This window comes from Ensifer sesbaniae, assembly GCF_013283665.1.
GTDB lineage: Bacteria > Pseudomonadota > Alphaproteobacteria > Rhizobiales > Rhizobiaceae > Ensifer > Ensifer sesbaniae.
On record NZ_JABEKU010000001.1, the window covers coordinates 25606 to 41068 of the forward strand.

Annotated in this window: 11 protein-coding genes; 3 read left to right on the forward strand and 8 right to left on the reverse strand. The window is 61.3% G+C overall.

The window, feature by feature from the left end; all coding sequences use genetic code 11:
* Positions 1 to 52: 52 nt before the first annotated feature.
* The 4 genes from BHMPCIPO_RS00140 to BHMPCIPO_RS00155 form a co-directional block, all read right to left on the reverse strand.
* Entirely contained in the window at positions 53 to 1963 is a 1911-nt protein-coding gene (locus BHMPCIPO_RS00140; protein WP_173514899.1) for an acyl-CoA synthetase, read from the reverse strand.
* Positions 1964 to 2158: 195 nt separating this feature from the next.
* On the reverse strand, positions 2159 to 2812 hold the full coding sequence (locus BHMPCIPO_RS00145; protein WP_173514900.1) for a TetR/AcrR family transcriptional regulator: 654 nt from the start codon (positions 2810 to 2812) through the stop codon (positions 2159 to 2161).
* Entirely contained in the window at positions 2805 to 3677 is an 873-nt protein-coding gene (locus tag BHMPCIPO_RS00150; RefSeq protein WP_173514901.1) for a 4Fe-4S dicluster domain-containing protein, read from the reverse strand. The genes BHMPCIPO_RS00145 and BHMPCIPO_RS00150 overlap by 8 nt, the downstream gene beginning before the upstream one ends.
* 10 nt (positions 3678 to 3687) lie before the next feature.
* A complete protein-coding gene (locus BHMPCIPO_RS00155) occupies positions 3688 to 6669 on the reverse strand; it encodes a molybdopterin-dependent oxidoreductase (RefSeq protein WP_173514902.1) in 2982 nt (993 codons plus the stop codon).
* A 323-nt stretch (positions 6670 to 6992) separates the two neighbouring features.
* Between BHMPCIPO_RS00155 and BHMPCIPO_RS00160 the strand changes: the two genes are divergently transcribed.
* Both BHMPCIPO_RS00160 and BHMPCIPO_RS00165 read left to right on the forward strand, forming a co-directional pair.
* Positions 6993 to 8831, forward strand: coding sequence for an FAD-dependent monooxygenase (locus tag BHMPCIPO_RS00160; protein WP_173514903.1), 1839 nt, complete (start codon positions 6993 to 6995; stop codon positions 8829 to 8831).
* Positions 8832 to 9189: 358 nt separating this feature from the next.
* Complete coding sequence (locus tag BHMPCIPO_RS00165) at positions 9190 to 9867, forward strand: TetR/AcrR family transcriptional regulator (RefSeq protein ID WP_173514904.1); 678 nt, start codon at positions 9190 to 9192, stop codon at positions 9865 to 9867.
* A gap of 860 nt (positions 9868 to 10727) precedes the next feature.
* On the opposite strand, the gene BHMPCIPO_RS00170 is transcribed toward BHMPCIPO_RS00165, so the two are convergent.
* Positions 10728 to 10988 (reverse strand): hypothetical protein, encoded by a 261-nt coding sequence (locus BHMPCIPO_RS00170; RefSeq protein ID WP_173514905.1) that lies wholly within the window; start codon positions 10986 to 10988, stop codon positions 10728 to 10730.
* A 390-nt stretch (positions 10989 to 11378) separates the two neighbouring features.
* Between BHMPCIPO_RS00170 and BHMPCIPO_RS32685 the strand changes: the two genes are divergently transcribed.
* The gene (locus BHMPCIPO_RS32685; RefSeq protein WP_246304210.1) at positions 11379 to 11966 is read left to right on the forward strand and encodes a hypothetical protein; all 588 of its coding nucleotides are present in this window, start codon (positions 11379 to 11381) and stop codon (positions 11964 to 11966) included.
* Here the strand turns inward: BHMPCIPO_RS32685 and BHMPCIPO_RS00180 are convergent.
* The 3 genes from BHMPCIPO_RS00180 to BHMPCIPO_RS00190 all read right to left on the reverse strand — a co-directional run bounded on the left by BHMPCIPO_RS00180 (position 11932) and on the right by BHMPCIPO_RS00190 (position 14855).
* Positions 11932 to 13266: a glucoamylase family protein gene (locus BHMPCIPO_RS00180; RefSeq protein ID WP_173514906.1), complete on the reverse strand. Its 1335-nt coding sequence runs from the start codon at positions 13264 to 13266 to the stop codon at positions 11932 to 11934. The two genes, BHMPCIPO_RS32685 and BHMPCIPO_RS00180, sit on opposite strands and share 35 nt — an antisense overlap.
* Positions 13267 to 13309: 43 nt before the next feature.
* Positions 13310 to 13894, reverse strand: coding sequence for a hypothetical protein (locus BHMPCIPO_RS00185; RefSeq protein ID WP_173514907.1), 585 nt, complete (start codon positions 13892 to 13894; stop codon positions 13310 to 13312).
* A 349-nt stretch (positions 13895 to 14243) separates the two neighbouring features.
* Positions 14244 to 14855: a sll1863 family stress response protein gene (locus BHMPCIPO_RS00190; RefSeq protein WP_173514908.1), complete on the reverse strand. Its 612-nt coding sequence runs from the start codon at positions 14853 to 14855 to the stop codon at positions 14244 to 14246.
* Between the last annotated feature and the right edge of the window lie 608 nt (positions 14856 to 15463).

Consider the following 15463-nt stretch of genomic DNA (forward strand, 5'->3'; position numbering starts at 1 on the left):
TAACGGGCAAGGTTGATCGCCATGGTCGACGTCCTCTTCTTCTCGCTGATTTTCAGAGGAACTGCGCCTTGAAGGCGTAGCGACCCAGCTTTTCACGGAGAGGGCTCGAATCGCCCTCTGTTGCAATTCTTGCGAGAAGCCCGAGCCGGGCGTCTTGAACAACCGAGAGCGATTCGAGCTTCACGCCGGCAGATGCCGCCTCCTGACGTACGACATCCTCGATCTCCAGCATCGACAATGCTGGTTTGAAGATCTTGCCGACGGATGTGATCGGCAGCGCGGCCAGAATCCTGACTGATCTGGGATGTGCGGCGCGCTCTGGAATTCGGCCGACAGCATGAGCAAGCAGATCCGCCTCCGATGCCGTTGTTCCCGGCTTCAGCTGAACGTAGAGGACCGGCAGTTCTCCAGCACGCTCATCGGGCCGTCCAACCGCTGCGGCGAGTTGCACCGCCGGGTGATCCTGCACTGCATTTTCGATTAGCTTGGGATCGATGTTATGGCCGGCCCGGATGATGAGTTCCTTCTTGCGACCCGTCAGCCAGAAATAGCCGTCCGCATCCTGGCGGGCGAGATCGCCCGTGTTCATCCAGCGCTCGCCGTCGATCTCAAGCCAAAGACCCTTGTTGTGTTCGGCATTGATATAGCCGGCGAAGACGTTCGGCCCATGGATCGCGAGCACGCCGACCTCTTCCGTTCCGGCGAATCCGGTGAAGCCGCCGGAATCGTCAAGTCTGATCACTGCCATTTGCTGGTAGGGGAGGCGCAGGCCGATAGAGCCGATGCGTCGCTCGCCTTCGGGAGGATTGATACTGGAAACACAGGCGCCTTCCGTCAGGCCGTAGGCCTCCAGAATGCGAATTCCCGTCGCTTTTTCGAAATTGCGGAACAGTTCCACGGGCATCGGTGCGGCGCCGCAAAAGCCGTAGCAAACGCTCGAAATGTCGCGGCCGCCGACCGGCACCTGCAGCAGTGCGGAGTAGACAGTAGGCACGCCCGAGAAGGCCACTACGCGATAATGTTCAACGATCTCCCAGAAGGACGGAATAATCCCCTCTCCGCGATAGCCCTGATGCGTCCCCATGACGACATGTGCGCCCTGCGCCCAGGGGATCAGGCCCGTCACCAACTGCCCATTGACGTGGAAAAGCGGCAGGCCGCAGAAAATCGTCTTGCCTGGCGCGAAGGCGTCGCCAATGAAGGATCGGCTTGACCAGGCATCGAACACTTCCGAGAAGTGGGTGCGCGCGGCGATCTTGGGCAGCCCGGTCGTGCCGCCTGTGCACAGATACGAGGAAATGTCTTCAGCCTTGGGCGCGTCGAAGGTCAACCGATCTCCAGGGTTTCCAGCCATCTCCTGGCGCAGACTGAGAACAGGAACGGCGACGCCGTCGAGGACCTGGGGCACGTCGGCGTCGGTGTTGCCGAGATATGGGGCGAGACTGACGGTCAGAACCCCTTGCAGGTCCGGCGCATTTGCGGCGGCCCTGATCGCCTTCTGCCAGATGTCGGTTCCCGGTAAAGGGGCCAAAGTGACGAGCCATTTTGCCTTCCCGGTAACAAGAAGCTCGGAGATCTGTTCCGCCTCAAGAAGTGGATTGATGGCAAAGGCGATGCCCGCTGCCTCGCCGCCCCAGATTACGAAATGCGTTTCGGGCAGGTTGGGCAGCACGAACGCGACGACGTCGTTGCGACCTATTCCCAACCGCCGCAGGGCATTGGCTGTCCTCGTGATGTCAGCGAGGAGCTCCGCGTGCGTCCAGACGAAGGGATCACGGAAATCGTCGACGCGCGGAAAGAAGGAGAGGGCAGGTTGATCCGGCGCGATAGCGGCGCCGCGCACCAGCACCTCGTAGGTGCTGCCCGGCAAGCCGCGCTCGGAAAGTGGCACCTGCTCGAACGCCTCGACGTCGCGAAGAGCAACAATCGGACGCCCGACATCGTAGGGGGTTGTTGCGAGCATTGTCATCTTCCTCCCAATAGATCCGCGCTGGCCAACATCGGCAGCGAAAGCACCTTAAAATTGTAGCCTGCCGAGCTTTCTCTGGTTCGGCCTTCAGGGCTGGACGCATGAACTGCGCCGCCGCCAATCCTGCATCCCGCCACGTTCTATCGCCTTGCGGCGCCAGAAAAACTGCAGCCAGACCTGTGCCGGCAATCATCGTTCAGCATTGAAGGTCCCGTTCCGGAGAGGCTCAATACAGAAGGAAATCAAGCCTTCAGCCGTGATGAGCGAGCGCCTGAACTGGAAGTTTTTGATGGCTTTCGGCTCCCAGAGTGCGGCCGTTGACGCGCAAAAGCACTCCGCGGCTCGCAGACTGTCCTGTCGGCGAAATTCCTGAGCGCAGACGCCCTCCAAGACATATTCAGCGATGACGTCTCTCACGCGTATTACGTGTGCCTCAAAGGCGGTCCAGCGTTCCTCGTCTGCGACCGTGAGCAGCTCGAAGAGCTTTTCCTCATCCCGCATGAGTGCAAGAGCACTTCGATGCAGCCCCAGCATGAACTCTCGGAGCCTCTGCGCACTCGTGAACCTTCCGAAATCTGGATGCGTGGGGGGAAAATTGTCATCGAGCACGCGCGCAACAAGCGCGTCGTGTATCGCCAGCTTGGAAGGGAAGAACCTGTAGACATTTGCTGTCGACATCTTGAGGTAGCTCGCGATGTCGCACACGTTCAACTTCCCGATTCCATAGAGCGCGCACAATGTCTCTGCCGCACTGAGAATGCTGGCAGCGTGCGTTCCCCGGCTCTCCTGTCGTCTTGTTCGCCGATTGGTCACATCCGAGCGGCAATGATCACTATCAAGCATCGGGTCCTCCACGCGCATCCGCGCCGGGGCGGGCCAACCGCAATTCGCCCAGATAGATGCTTTCGCTTAGGACGCAGTCGCGCCAGACGCTGCCATTTGCGTGGGATACTTCGACACGATATGTGCTTCCGTCACCCCGTAAACCATCGAAGGCAAAATCGCCGAAATTGTTCGTCGTGGCTCTCGCGAGACGCTTGCTTCCCCAGGAAAGGGTCACCTCCGCCCCCTGAACGCAATCGACCACCCCGGCAAATTCGGCGCTGACGCTCCCACCGATGAAACACGTCTCCCACCGCTCCAATCCTCGGTACCAAATGCGGGGTTTGGTCGCGAGGTTGGGCTTGAGCACCTTGAGCCCTTCCTTCTCTGCTTTTTTCTCCATCGCGGCGTCATCGAGTTTCACCGCCTCAAAGACGTTCGTCGGGCAGACCTGTTGACAGCGGGGCTGCTGCCAGCCCTGATCCAGCAGGTGGGCGTCGAAGAACCATGTTTGCGGTACCTGTTGCTCCTCGTTCCAGACGATTGCGCCATAGGGGCAGGAGCGGACGATGTCCTTGCGGCCGCGCGATTTCACCGGATCGATGATGACGATGCCATCGTCGCGTTTGCGGATGGCGTCGCCGGCGCGACGAATGCAGGGCGCGTCATCGCAGTGATTGCACATCACCGGCAAGTAGGTGGTCTCCACCATGGGCGCGCTGCCCTGCGTGCGTCGCAGGATGCGGATGGGGTTATCGCCGACGGCAGCGGCCGGCACCGCGTAGCCCGGGAAGTCGTTTCCGACATGTTCATCCCGGTTCGCGATGACGCAGTTGTGGCAGTTCTCGCAGCGGCCGACATTGATGATCAGGTTCCACTTGCTCACGGGCTTCCTCCTAAGCTGCGCGATCCAACTTGAACGCTTCGGCGTTGCGCCACTTCTCGATCTGTACCAGGCAGGAATTGGGAGCCATGCTGCTGGTTCCGCGGGTCTGCGATCGGTCCGGGGTAAGGATGTTCAGGCAGCCGCCGACCTCGACGGTCTCCCCAGCAACGTCGACAAGCTGGAACTCGGCGCTGGCTTCATAGGACTTGACGACGCCTGGGGTCACCAGCGGCGATATGTCGGCGGCGCAGATCACGGCGCCGCGGCCGTTGAAGATTTTCACAAGGTCGCGCTGGCGAATGTCCCGGGCGGCAGCATCGGCCGGGTTGAGCCGCAGCAGCCAGAAGCGATGGCCTCCAACCAAGGCACGGTGGTCCTCGACCTGATTTACCGCGCTGTTCTTGCCATCCATGCTGGTGTGGAAGCTGTAGCGGCTATGCGTGGCGATCATCTGAAGCGGATAGCGCTCCTTCAGTTCGGTATTGCTCAGCCCTTCCCAGGAGGGGATGTAGCAATTGACCGGTGGGCGGTCCGGATTGTCTGCCGTGTTCCGCTTGAGGATCTCGGGCACGAATTCAAGTTTTCCGCTCGGGGTCTGCAGGCCCATGCCGAATTCTTCGGCATACTGGGATGGCATCGGAGCCGGTTCCGGCAGATCCTTGCGCCTGCCCTCGGCAAACCAGCGCATGTCGACGGGCTGGCGCAATTCCGGCTTTTCGGGCGGCACGACGTAGTAGCCCTTGCGACAGAATTTCTTCCAGGAGATTTCGCCGGGCAGATCGGATGAATCGAATACGCGCTTGACCCAGTCGAGCTCGCTGCAGCCCTCGGTGAACACAGCTCCCAGGCCCAGGCGGGTCAGGATGGCGGTGAATATGTCGTAGTCGGACTTCGACTCACCCAAGGGCTCGATGCACTTATGCTGGAGGGTGATGACGCGATGGTTGACGACGTTAACCCCGTGATGGGCGTAGCCGCCGGAGTTCGCCCATTCGCCTATGTCCCAGCGCTCCAGCGAGGTGCAGGCCGGCAGTATGATATCGGCAAACTGCGCCTCGCCCTCCATCCAGATGGACTGGTTCACCACGAACTCGACGCTCTCGTGCCGATAGGCATCCACCCAGCGTCCCGATCGAGTAACGGTGCTGAGCGACGAGCCGCCGTAGCGGTAGATCATGTGTATCGGCGAGTAGCCCGCCATGGGATAGCTGAAAGGTGCGAACTGGGCCTCCTGGGCCATGCCGTCCCAGAGATAGCCGGTGGCGTGACCATTGATGATCGCATCGGGCAGTTGCTGGCGCGGCACCATCTGCTTGACGGGGTTCATCGTCAGAATGTGCGGCATGCGCTGATAATTGTTGACCGCATTGCCTGTCCACGCCAGGTCGCCGGAAATCCCCCCGTCCGCGTAGCCCGGAAAATAGAAATGCAGGTCGTGCGGGACGCCAATCTGGAGACCGCCGAAATTGATACCCGGCTTGCCCCAGCCCTGCATCGCCATCATCATGACCATGCAACGGGCCCATTGCGCACCGGTAGCGCCGCGGCCTGCGCCGCCGAAGCCGGTGCCGGTCATGCCGACGGCGAGATAGACTTTCCTGCCACCCCACTTGCGGGCCAAGGCGCGCACGTCTCTGGCAGGTATGCCGGTCTCGGCCTCCTGCCATTCGGGTGTCTTGGGAACGCCATCGGTTTCGCCCAGCAGATAGGCCTTCCATTCGTCGAAGCCGGTGGTGCGGGTCGCGACGTACTCCTCGTCATAAAGGCCTTCCGTGACCCAGACATACATGATCGCCTGGGCCAGAGCCGCGTCGGTCTGCGGCCGAACGGGAAACCAGCGTCCGCCCAGCAACTGGGCTGTCGGATTGCAATGCGGGTCGATATGCACGAACTCGATGCCGAGTTCCTTGGCCCAAAGACGACGCGTGGTGCCCTCGAACCCCGCATAGGCTCCGTTGGTGCTTTCGGGATCGCAGGACCAGAAGACGATCATCTCGGCTTCCTTGAGGCAATCCTCCACTCCGCCATAGCCCGCAGGCACGCCGACACGCATTGAATTGCCGAAATGGTGCATCGCGCCCCAGTACCAGCCCTCCCAACTGTCCGGATTGGCCGCGACCCGGGTGAAGCCGATCAGGTTGGCGAACCGCGTCAGCGAGCTCAGGTAATAGCCCACGTTTCCCCACTGGTGATGGGACGACATGGGGAACGTGATGGAGCCGGGCCCGTGGACGCGTTTCTGCCGGTTGATCTCCTTGGCGACGATGTCCAGCGCCTCGTCCCAGTCGATCCGCACGTAGCCGGATATTCCGCGGTTCTGCGGATTGCGTTCGCCATCGGGATCGAAATCCACCCGCTTCATTGGGTAAAGGATGCGCTTGTCCGAATAGACCAGCGATTTCATTGTCAGAGCGTGGGGGGCTACCAGCGCGCGGCGGGGCGGGCTGAACTTGCGCCCGCGGGCTTCGATCACCCAGGTGGACGGGTCGCTGTCGTCGAACTCGATAGGAGTAACCCGCAGTATCCTGCCGTCCTTGACGTATACGAACAGGGGACCGCCGTTGGTGCAGGTGGTGTAGCGAAGGCTTCCGTCGGGCATCGGCGTCCCCATGGAAAGCCCCGAGGTTTCACTCATGTTGAGCGTCTGCGTAAACCAGACGACCAGATCGTCTGGTCCCGTGGTCACGACTTTGAAGTTCTTGGCCGCGTGGATGATTTCCAATTGATCGCGATTGGGCATCAGGAGCTTCAAGGCCGTCTTCGCGTCCTTGAAAGACATGGCCACTTCGGCCTCGGCCGGCGAGCCTGCATGGGAACGGAATCTGCCGCCTCGGATTTCCACAATACGCCCGATGCTACCGTCCTGGAGACCGATCCAAGCGACGAGGTCGCGCTGTTTCAGCCGTGCAGCGAACGCCGGCGCGCGGGAGGCGGTGAGGTTCATCACTTTGGGCAGGGCAAAGAGGACGGTTCTGAGAACCAGCCGGTTCATTCGAGGTCTTATTAACATGTCGAGGCGTTCCGCGAGTCTGAGTGTTCCACTTGGAGGCCGGGAAAAACCGACATCGCGACATCGCGCAAGGCTGGCAGCTTCATCTGATGGTTCTCCTCCAAGCCATCTCTCAATATTGACTATATAGTCATAATGACCTTATAGTCAATTCGAAACTGGAAGAGGAGCGGAAAGGATCAGATATCCGCGGGATGAGGGCGTGAGCAGGCCAGAACGGCGACCGTGTCGCTACAGCCTGAGATCAACGTCGGAGGCTCCGGATGCGGTTCGTTCGGCCATGGCATCGGAGGAGGAGCCTGGAAATGAACTCTGCAATTACTGAGAAAACTGCTGACATCGACGTGCCGGTCCTCATCGTGGGCGGTGGCGGGGCCGGCTTAGTCTGTTCGATGCTGCTCTCGCAGCTCGGCATCGAGACGCTCCTTGTGAGCGCGTTGCCCACGACGTCGATCCTGCCAAAAGCGCACGTGCTGAATCAGCGCACGATGGAAATACTTGATGACGTAGGCGTCGCTGAACCGATCTTTGCTAAAAGTACGCCCGCCGAGAACATGCGTGCGATGGCCTGGTACGCGGGGTTCGCCGGACCGGATCCGGACCTCGGTCGGCTGATCACGAAGCTGGAGACCTGGGGCTGCGGCTACACCAATGTTAACTGGGTGCAGGCCAGCCCATGCCGCAGCGCCAATCTTCCGCAAATTCGCCTCGAGCCGATTATGAAGGCGCGTGCTGATGAGCTCAATCCGGGCAACGTCCGCTTCCACCACGAACTGACCAGGCTGGAGCAGGACGGCGACGGCGTCACCGCTTGGGTCACGAACCGCGACACGGGCGCCGAATACACGGTCCGCGCTCGCTACGTTCTTGGTTGTGACGGTGGTCGCACTGTTCCGCGGCTTGTTGGCATCTCGCATGAAGGACTTGGTGTGATCGCCCAGACGGCAACGGCTCACATTTCTGCCGACCTGTCGAAGCTGGCGCGGGATCCGGACGTGTTGATCCGCTGGATCTGGTGTCCCGCGATCGGCGAGATGGCCGTGCTGGTGCCGATGGGGCCGGATCACTGGGGTCCGGACAGTGAAGAGTGGGTCTTTCATGTGACTTATCGGGGCGAAGGCCCGAAGGATCTGACGGACGAGCAGATCGAAAAGAACATGCGAATTGCACTGGGCATCCCTGATTTGCCGATGACTGTTCACAAGGTCACCCGCTGGGCTCTTGAAGGGGTACTGGCATTGAAGTTCCGGGCCGGGCGCGTGTTTCTGGTCGGTGACGCGGCGCATCGGCATCCGCCCACCGGTGGTCTCGGTCTGACAAGCGGCATCCAGGATGCGCACAATCTGTGCTGGAAGCTGGCCGCGGTGTTGAAGGGCGAGGCCGGAGAGAACCTGCTTGACACCTACGAAGCCGAAAGGCGCCCCGTGGATGCGCGCAACGTCCAACGTTCGATGGAGAACTCGATGGCGCATATGGAAGCGGGTGCAGCCTTCGGCCTCAATCCCGGCGCGTCGGCCGAGGAGAACTGGACACAGTTTCGCCGCATCCTGAGCGACAAGCCAGAAGATGCTGGGCATCGAAGCGCAGCGCTCCGCGCCATCCGACGACTGAGCATGGAAGCGAATGAGTTGAACGTGGAGTACGGCTACCGCTATCAGTCGGCAGCAATTATCCCGGACGGGTCGCCGGTGCCCGAGCCGATCGACGACATCCGCGTCTACCAGCCGAGCACTTATCCCGGCAGCCCGTTGCCTCATGCCTGGGTCGACGATGAGGCCGGGCGGCGGTTGCCCATGAAGGAGCTCGTCAAACCGGGCCGTTTCCTGCTGATCGCTGGCGAAGAAGGGCAGAATTGGTGCGCCGCGGCAGCGAAGCTTATCGCGGAGAACGACCTACCGATCGATACGGTCCGGATCGGTCATATCGATGGTGACTTGTTCGATCCGCGTCTGGCCTGGGCACAGTTCCGTGGTATCTCGGAAAAAGGTGCGGTGTTGGTGAGGCCCGACCGGGTAGTCTGCTGGCGTCATGTCGGAGCTTCCCAGGATCCGCTGGCCGCGTTGAGCGGCGCCCTTGGGTCAGTGCTGGATCGCAACTTTCACCGGGGAGTGGCGAAGGCTCCGGAACTTGCCTCCGCCAAGTGAGGTGATCGCCTCCGACGGCCTCGTCGCGTGCACTCGTTGGACAGAACAGAAATTGAGATCGCGCGGCAGCTCGCGCGATCCTCTTCCCGGCCGGAAACCACCGGCGAGGTTGCAGGCCGGGGTACTTCAAGCCCAGAAACCCGATCCCGGCGGTCATCCACCAGGTCTGGTCAACGTGGCCCGAGAGACGGGATTGCGTTCGCGGACAGAGCATTGACGGTGCAACGTGCGCGGCTAGGATTATCAAAAGCTCCCGATTCGACCGGAGATGAAAAGAGGAATTCTGCCGAGGCCGCCTTTTGCCGATCAGACCGAACTGGAGGCCGGGCGCGATTGACGCACTGACAAAGGAGCGGTGATGGCACGAGTCAGCCTTGAGCGTCGGGCGGCAATCGGTGAGGCGAAGCGTGCCCGCACGCGTGCAGCGATCCTTGAAGCCGCGCGCGCCTGCTATGCCGACCCGAACACATCCCCCGCGACAGTGGAGGCGGTGACCCAAGCCGCAGGGCTGGCCAAGGGAACCTTTTACCTGCACTTTCGAGACCTTCAGGCTCTGGAGGCAGAACTGGGTGACGCGCTTATCGCTGAGTTGAGCGAGCGATTTGAGCCCGCCCGGCTCGCCGTCGCCGATCCGCTGACCCGCATGGCCACCGCCGTGACCATTTTGCTCCGCGACCTGGCGGCCGCGCCGACGCAGGCGCGTCTCGCCGCCCGCGCAGCCGTTATGCTACCGGACGTCGCGCAGGCAGTGCAGGCTCGCCTGCGGGGGGATCTGGCCGATGCCCAGTCAGCCGGCCTGCTGGCGATTGGATCGGTTGACCTCGCCGTCCGCATCGTCGTCGCGCTTGTCGAGCAGGCTTCGTGGCTTTTCAGCGCAGGCAGGATCGACGCGATGGCCGTGCCGGATATTGTGCGCGCCGTTTTGCGCGCTATGGGGTGTGCGCCGGACGATGCGGCGGCGCGGACCGACGAGGCGGGACGCAACGCCGACGCCTTTGCGCAACAGACATCCGTGTGCGGCGGCTCATCCCCGTAAGAAGCGAAGTTCCCACGGAGACCTACGCCGGCGCGGCCCGCGCGCCACCCCTGGCGCATGCTCACGACCATGCCAAGTGCTGCCGGGAGTCTCAGGCGCTTTGGATGCAGGGGCAGCCAGCACGGGGATATGTACCCTGCGGGTCATGGCGTTGCCTCGCGAAGCAAAAGGCCCCCCGCGACAGCGAGGGCCAAGCGGCTGCCCAATGAAGGCTGCATGATCGCTACGAAGCTTCGTGAAGGAGGCGGGAAGCGTCGCTGCAGCCGCTGAGGTCCCACCAGCAAGGCTTGCTCAAGCCACTCTTCGTCGGACCGGACGCGAAAATCCGCACCACAACCGAGGCAGCGTAGGTGCCTTGGATGCGGTGGTGGTCAAGCCCGTTGCGCGCGTCATGCCGCAGCAGCTCGCTCCGTCGAATTAGCCATTTCTGGCAGGGTATCGGCGCTGGTGATGGGCAGTGTGGAATTGGACGAGTTGCTCGGCGCCATCGTGGCGTCGGGCTCCGGCCTCAGGACGCAGCGGCCGATCAGCTATGCCTATTGGTCGATATCTGGCCCTACGCCTAACCGCTGATCGTTACGATGCTGCCGTCAACATCCTGTCGACGCTCGAGCGCACGCATGAAATCTGTCAGAACGCCGCTGATATCCTGCGGACATTGGCCGGTGCGGGCCGCTCGCAGTCGGGTTGCCGGCGCAAAGATGACTCGTTTCCGGGCCGGAGGCGAAGCGTGCTCATGCGGCGTAAATCGGAACCTGGTTGCAAGGTCGGGCAGCCGGCCCTGAACGATGCCATCGGGATCAGCTCACCTCGAAAATCCGGGTGGCGCTTCATTCCACGGTACGCCGTTGCGACCCATTTCATAGCCCTCTTCGTACAACGCACGCATGTACCTGTTGTCGAACGGGCTTTTTTGCTTCGACAGTGAAGTCGGCCGGTATTTCGATGTAGTCGTAGTCGATGCCGTCGCGCTTCGAGATCGCGTAAAGCCGGTAGAGATCGCCGATCCCGTCCGCCTTGATGAGGGAAGAGACACCCTTTTCGGCCACATCAGGCAGTGTGGCTTTGTCGATGCTTGGTTCCGGCGTTGTCCTGCCGTTGCATGCCGGCAGGCGCCCCACCTGGCGCCTCGAACTTCTGGATCGTTGCGATGGTCCCTTCGCGTCATCATGACACAAGTCAAAGCTAATTCTGACCTTGCGGTTACGATGCTCCCCGTGAGGGCGCAGAACGGGGAATAGACGGGAGGCTCCCACGATGAGCTACCATCCGGGAACATCGTGGCGACGCGGGTCGCCCACGGCAAACTGCTTTCGCAGCTGACCATCCCATTCCCACCTTGGCCAAGCCGTTCGGTGCCCTCGCAACCCAGTCCAGTGAGCAAGGCAGGCGCGGCACGCAGGATCATGCGTCTGGAATGCAAATGACTGCCCGCCACCTCGCGGGCCGGGTGCGCTACCGCGGGTACCGGACCAGGAGTTGTAAGTCTTTGAGCTTGCGAAGGAAATGACATGGACCAGCAGAAAATTCCGCTCAAGGTGACCGCGGGTCACTTCGTGCGCGCGATCGGAACCTTCACGAGATCTGAAGTCGGCTGGAAGGCCCAGTTGATGTTTGCGGGGCTTTTCACACTGTTGTGCGGGTTAAGCGGCCTGAACGTGGTCAACAACTACGTCGGACGAACCTTCATGACGGCGATTGCCGATCGTCAGACCAGTGAATTCATTCGGCAAACCGTTTTTTACATCGGCGTCTTCGCCGCCTTGACAGTTGTTTCGGTGACCGCCCGATTTATCGAAGAACGGCTGGCGCTTCCTCTCGTTGAACCGCGGTTCCTGGATAGGGTTGAGACGACGCTGGGTTCGGAAGAATTCCCCAAAGTCCTGCACCTACTTTCCAAACGTTCGATCGCGTGGATCCACCACGGGGAGGTCTCTGGAGCACGTGAACTCTTCCACGCGATCCTTGAGTACGGTGACGATGGTCGGTGGACATGGAGCCTGAACCGGACGCGATTTCGGCCGGGGCAGCTTGCCTGGCAGGAGGGCTCGAGGCAGAGGAGGGTCAACTTTGTCCCTGTTCCAGCCACCCTCCCGTGAAACCCGCCTTGCATAACCCGGCCGCTATCGGCGAACAGCGGCGCATGATGTTCCAGAGCAGGCCCGTGCGGTAGTTTTCGACCATCAGCACGACCGGTCCCTGGTCGATGCCGAAGTGATAGGGCGTTACCCACCACCCGGCGGGACTATCCTCCACCGGAAACGACTGGTTGAATGACGGCCTGAATCCGTAGAGATGCGTCATGCCAAGGTTCAACCGGGCGAAGTTGCGAGCCGTAGGGATGATGATCTCCGGTGCGAAGGGCAGCGAAGCGACGACAACCCAGGGGGCCACTGTCCCGTCGTCGGGGCCGAAGGGAGCGCCGCGAGCGATGTAATCGAAGAACTCCCGTTTGACGCCGTTGATCTCCCGCGTGACCCAGCCGGGCCCGTCGCACGCGGTGAATCCCCAGCAATATTCCCCGTAGCCGACCCAATTCATCGGGTTGCGGATTGCATATTCCTGCTGCACGAACGTCGCCTGCCGACTGTTCTCGAAATAGTCGCTGTCGTGCTGCCGCATGAAGGCGTCGCGGATGCCGCGAAAATCGACCCACATATGCGACAGCTGATGGGTAAAGAGCGGTCCCGAATAGAGCAGTTCGCGACCGTAGATCTCTTTCCACTGGTAGGTTTCGGTATAGGCGGCGTAGCTCTCGGGCGGCAGCGGATGGGTCGGCGAGCCCAGGCCGAGAAGGTAAAGCAGCAGGCCTTCATCGTACCCGCGCCAGCGATGCGGGATGAACCCGCTTTCCGGGCGCCAGCCATGCGTGAGGGTCGCACCGCCGTCGCAGGCCCAGTTCCAGTCGGCGCGCTCGTAGAGCTCAGTGGCGAGCTGACGGATTTCGGCCTCGTCCGGCGTGTCCCGATCGAAGTAGGTCGCGACCGTCAGGGCACCTGCGAATAGAAACGCCGAGTCGATCGTCGATAGCTCGCACTGCCAGACGCGGCGACCGGTTTCGATGCCCAGGAAATGATAGAAGAAGCCTTTGTAGCCGGAGGCGTCCGGCTCTGGTCCCTGCGGAAGTTCCACCAAGTATCGCAGTACCTTGCGGGTGATCTTCGCCGCAAATTCGCGGATAATGACGCCGCGTTCGACACCGACGGGGGTCGCGGCCAGCGCCATGCCGATTGCGGCGATGCTTGCCGGGGTATTCGGTTCCGTCTTGTCGCGAACCAGCCCGTTGTCCGGGTTGGTTTCATGGAGATAGTACAGCATCGTGGTGAACTGTAGCCGGCGCCAGTCGTCGTCCGTCGGCAACCCTGGGAGGTCAGCATCAGTCGGCAGTATTTCGCGCATGCTGTCTACCAACTATCGGACGGAGGTCGTGCGGGTGCCGTATTCATCTCGCGACTCCATTCACATATCCTTTGGTCGAAGTCTTGCCGGCAGCCCCGACCTGAACTTTGACAGCCCATTTGCAGCCGGTGATCTCCGACATGTCGTCCCCCATTCCTCGTAGAACCGATAAGGCTGCGGGGATGAGCAGCTTCTGTGCGGCAGTATACAGTGGATGCTGCACCAGCTGCGTGATGCTGGCCCTGACGTTCTTCACTTCCTCGCCCAGGGCATCGAGCGCGAGCTTGAAGTCGCGCGCATCCGTTTCAATAGACTCGACAGCCATGTTGCGGACCTGGAAAGTCAGATCAAGTTCCGGTCCAGGGTGTGACTTGCCGGCGACCAACAGGACCACTGCCGCGATCACAATGTCGATCAGCGCGATGATGGCGGCGGCCCAAACTGGCCCAACGGAAGCCTGCAAGGCGTAAAAGCCGGCAACGTTTGCCATTCCAAGCCCGAACACCGCAATCAGACCTGTAAATGCAACTAAGCCAAATCGGCGCAGCAGAACGTTCAGCCAAATCTTCCCGATAAGAAGATCCGCTTTCCGCAGCACCCGGAGGTCGCGAAGAAGATGGTCGATCATAGTGCCGCTCCTCAGCGCCTTCCCAGCAGCCGCCCGATCAATATCCCGACAAGCAGCACGCCGATGACACCTGGGCGGGACGCAGGGCGATGTTTTTTCGGTTTCCTGGAACAAATCGGTGACCTCGTTTGCCAACTGGCTTAGCTGATCACGCAATTCTCGTTCGTCCGCCGTGTCGTCGACAGGCTCGGCGCGGCCGGGAGGCACCGACTGCGGCGGCGCGGGAGACACCGCCAACCGCTCTCGCTGTACAGCAGAGAGTTCGTCTTGCAACCAACTCGCGCGGACACGACCACATCAGCGGCCATAGCGGCAACATTGACCTAGGGCGCGAGCGCGTCAAGTCGGGTCAGGATTTCGGGGGAGAGGCGCGCTTGAATGCGTCCCAAACCACCCGGTTTGCACGGTCGAAGGCTTTGCGCGCCTCTGCCAAGGCCGCGCTCAGCGCCACCCAGGAGTCGCTCCCCGCCTGTTTCAGCGTCTGCAATCGTGCCTCCGCATCCGCCGCATCCGCCCTCATCTGCTCCAGCGCAGCATCGATGTCGGCGCGCCTTGCCGTGGCGACCTTGCTGGCTTCGGCATGCAGCTTATCCGCCGCCTCGCGCCAGGCTTTCGCTTGCGCAGCGGCAACCTGCTGGAAAGTGGCCTGTTGCTGTTCGATCTGCTTGCCGACGGTCTGGAAATAAGTATTGACCTGCGCCTCGAAGCCCTGCCACTGCGCTTCCAGCTGAGCTTTACCGGCCTGCATGGCGGCTTCACCCGCTTGAGCCTGTGCCTTGACTTTGGCTTGGAACTCATCGCGCCGCTTCCTCAAGTCGTCGGCCAGTTGTTCGGCCTTTGCCTTCGAATCGGCCTTCACTTGGCTGGCGATGGCTTCACGCGACGCCAATGTGGCATCCATCTCGTCGATTCGCTCCTTCGTCCAGCTCAGGTAAGACTGCATGGCGCTTTGCTCTGGCATGACTTCCTCCTAACGACGATTTTAGCAATGATGCACAAGGGGGATTCGCCTCACCTTGATTGGGATCAAAGATCAAAGCAGTACATCGCTGTTTCCGGGAACATGCTCAAAATTAAGCCGGCTTGTCATAAAAGGTCGCGGGCCTGCGAGCGCCTACCGCGGGAAACGAGGATTTACGTGGAAATGAACCCAGCCTACATTTCGGCGCTAGCCGGCTCCGCAATCGGCGCTCTGGCTTCGTTCGGCACAACCTGGCTCACCCAGCTACACCAAGACCGCGCGGAGCGCCTCAACAAGGTGGCCACGCGTCGCGGCTGTTCGCCGAGTTTGTGGACCAGGCGTCGCACATCTTTGTCGATGCAATAGTTCAGGATGGCTTGGATAGCCCGGCAAAGCTGGTTCCGATGTATGCCACAATGAGCAAACTTTGCCTTTTCGCCACGCCCCCTACGATTAGAGCTGCGGAGGCAGTTCTGGAGGGCATCATCGAGACCTACCAAGTGCCACCGGCCTCGCCGCAGGCCGCGACAGCGGATGGGCTTGTCACGCACGACATCCTGCGTGCCTTCGCAGAACCGTGCCGCGCAGAACTTTCCACGCTAAGATGA

Bases quoted from the DNA above. Each gene is read 5' to 3' on its own strand.
- BHMPCIPO_RS00140 (WP_173514899.1), bottom strand. From the start codon at position 1,963: ATGCTCGCAACAACCCCCTACGATGTCGGGCGTCCGATTGTTGCTCTT.
- BHMPCIPO_RS00145 (WP_173514900.1), bottom strand. From the start codon at position 2,812: ATGCTTGATAGTGATCATTGCCGCTCGGATGTGACCAATCGGCGAACA.
- BHMPCIPO_RS00155 (WP_173514902.1), bottom strand. From the start codon at position 6,669: ATGAACCGGCTGGTTCTCAGAACCGTCCTCTTTGCCCTGCCCAAAGTG.
- BHMPCIPO_RS00160 (WP_173514903.1), top strand. From the start codon at position 6,993: ATGAACTCTGCAATTACTGAGAAAACTGCTGACATCGACGTGCCGGTC.
- BHMPCIPO_RS00165 (WP_173514904.1), top strand. From the start codon at position 9,190: ATGGCACGAGTCAGCCTTGAGCGTCGGGCGGCAATCGGTGAGGCGAAG.
- BHMPCIPO_RS32685 (WP_246304210.1), top strand. From the start codon at position 11,379: ATGGACCAGCAGAAAATTCCGCTCAAGGTGACCGCGGGTCACTTCGTG.
- BHMPCIPO_RS00180 (WP_173514906.1), bottom strand. From the start codon at position 13,266: ATGCGCGAAATACTGCCGACTGATGCTGACCTCCCAGGGTTGCCGACG.
- BHMPCIPO_RS00185 (WP_173514907.1), bottom strand. From the start codon at position 13,894: ATGATCGACCATCTTCTTCGCGACCTCCGGGTGCTGCGGAAAGCGGAT.
- BHMPCIPO_RS00190 (WP_173514908.1), bottom strand. From the start codon at position 14,855: ATGCCAGAGCAAAGCGCCATGCAGTCTTACCTGAGCTGGACGAAGGAG.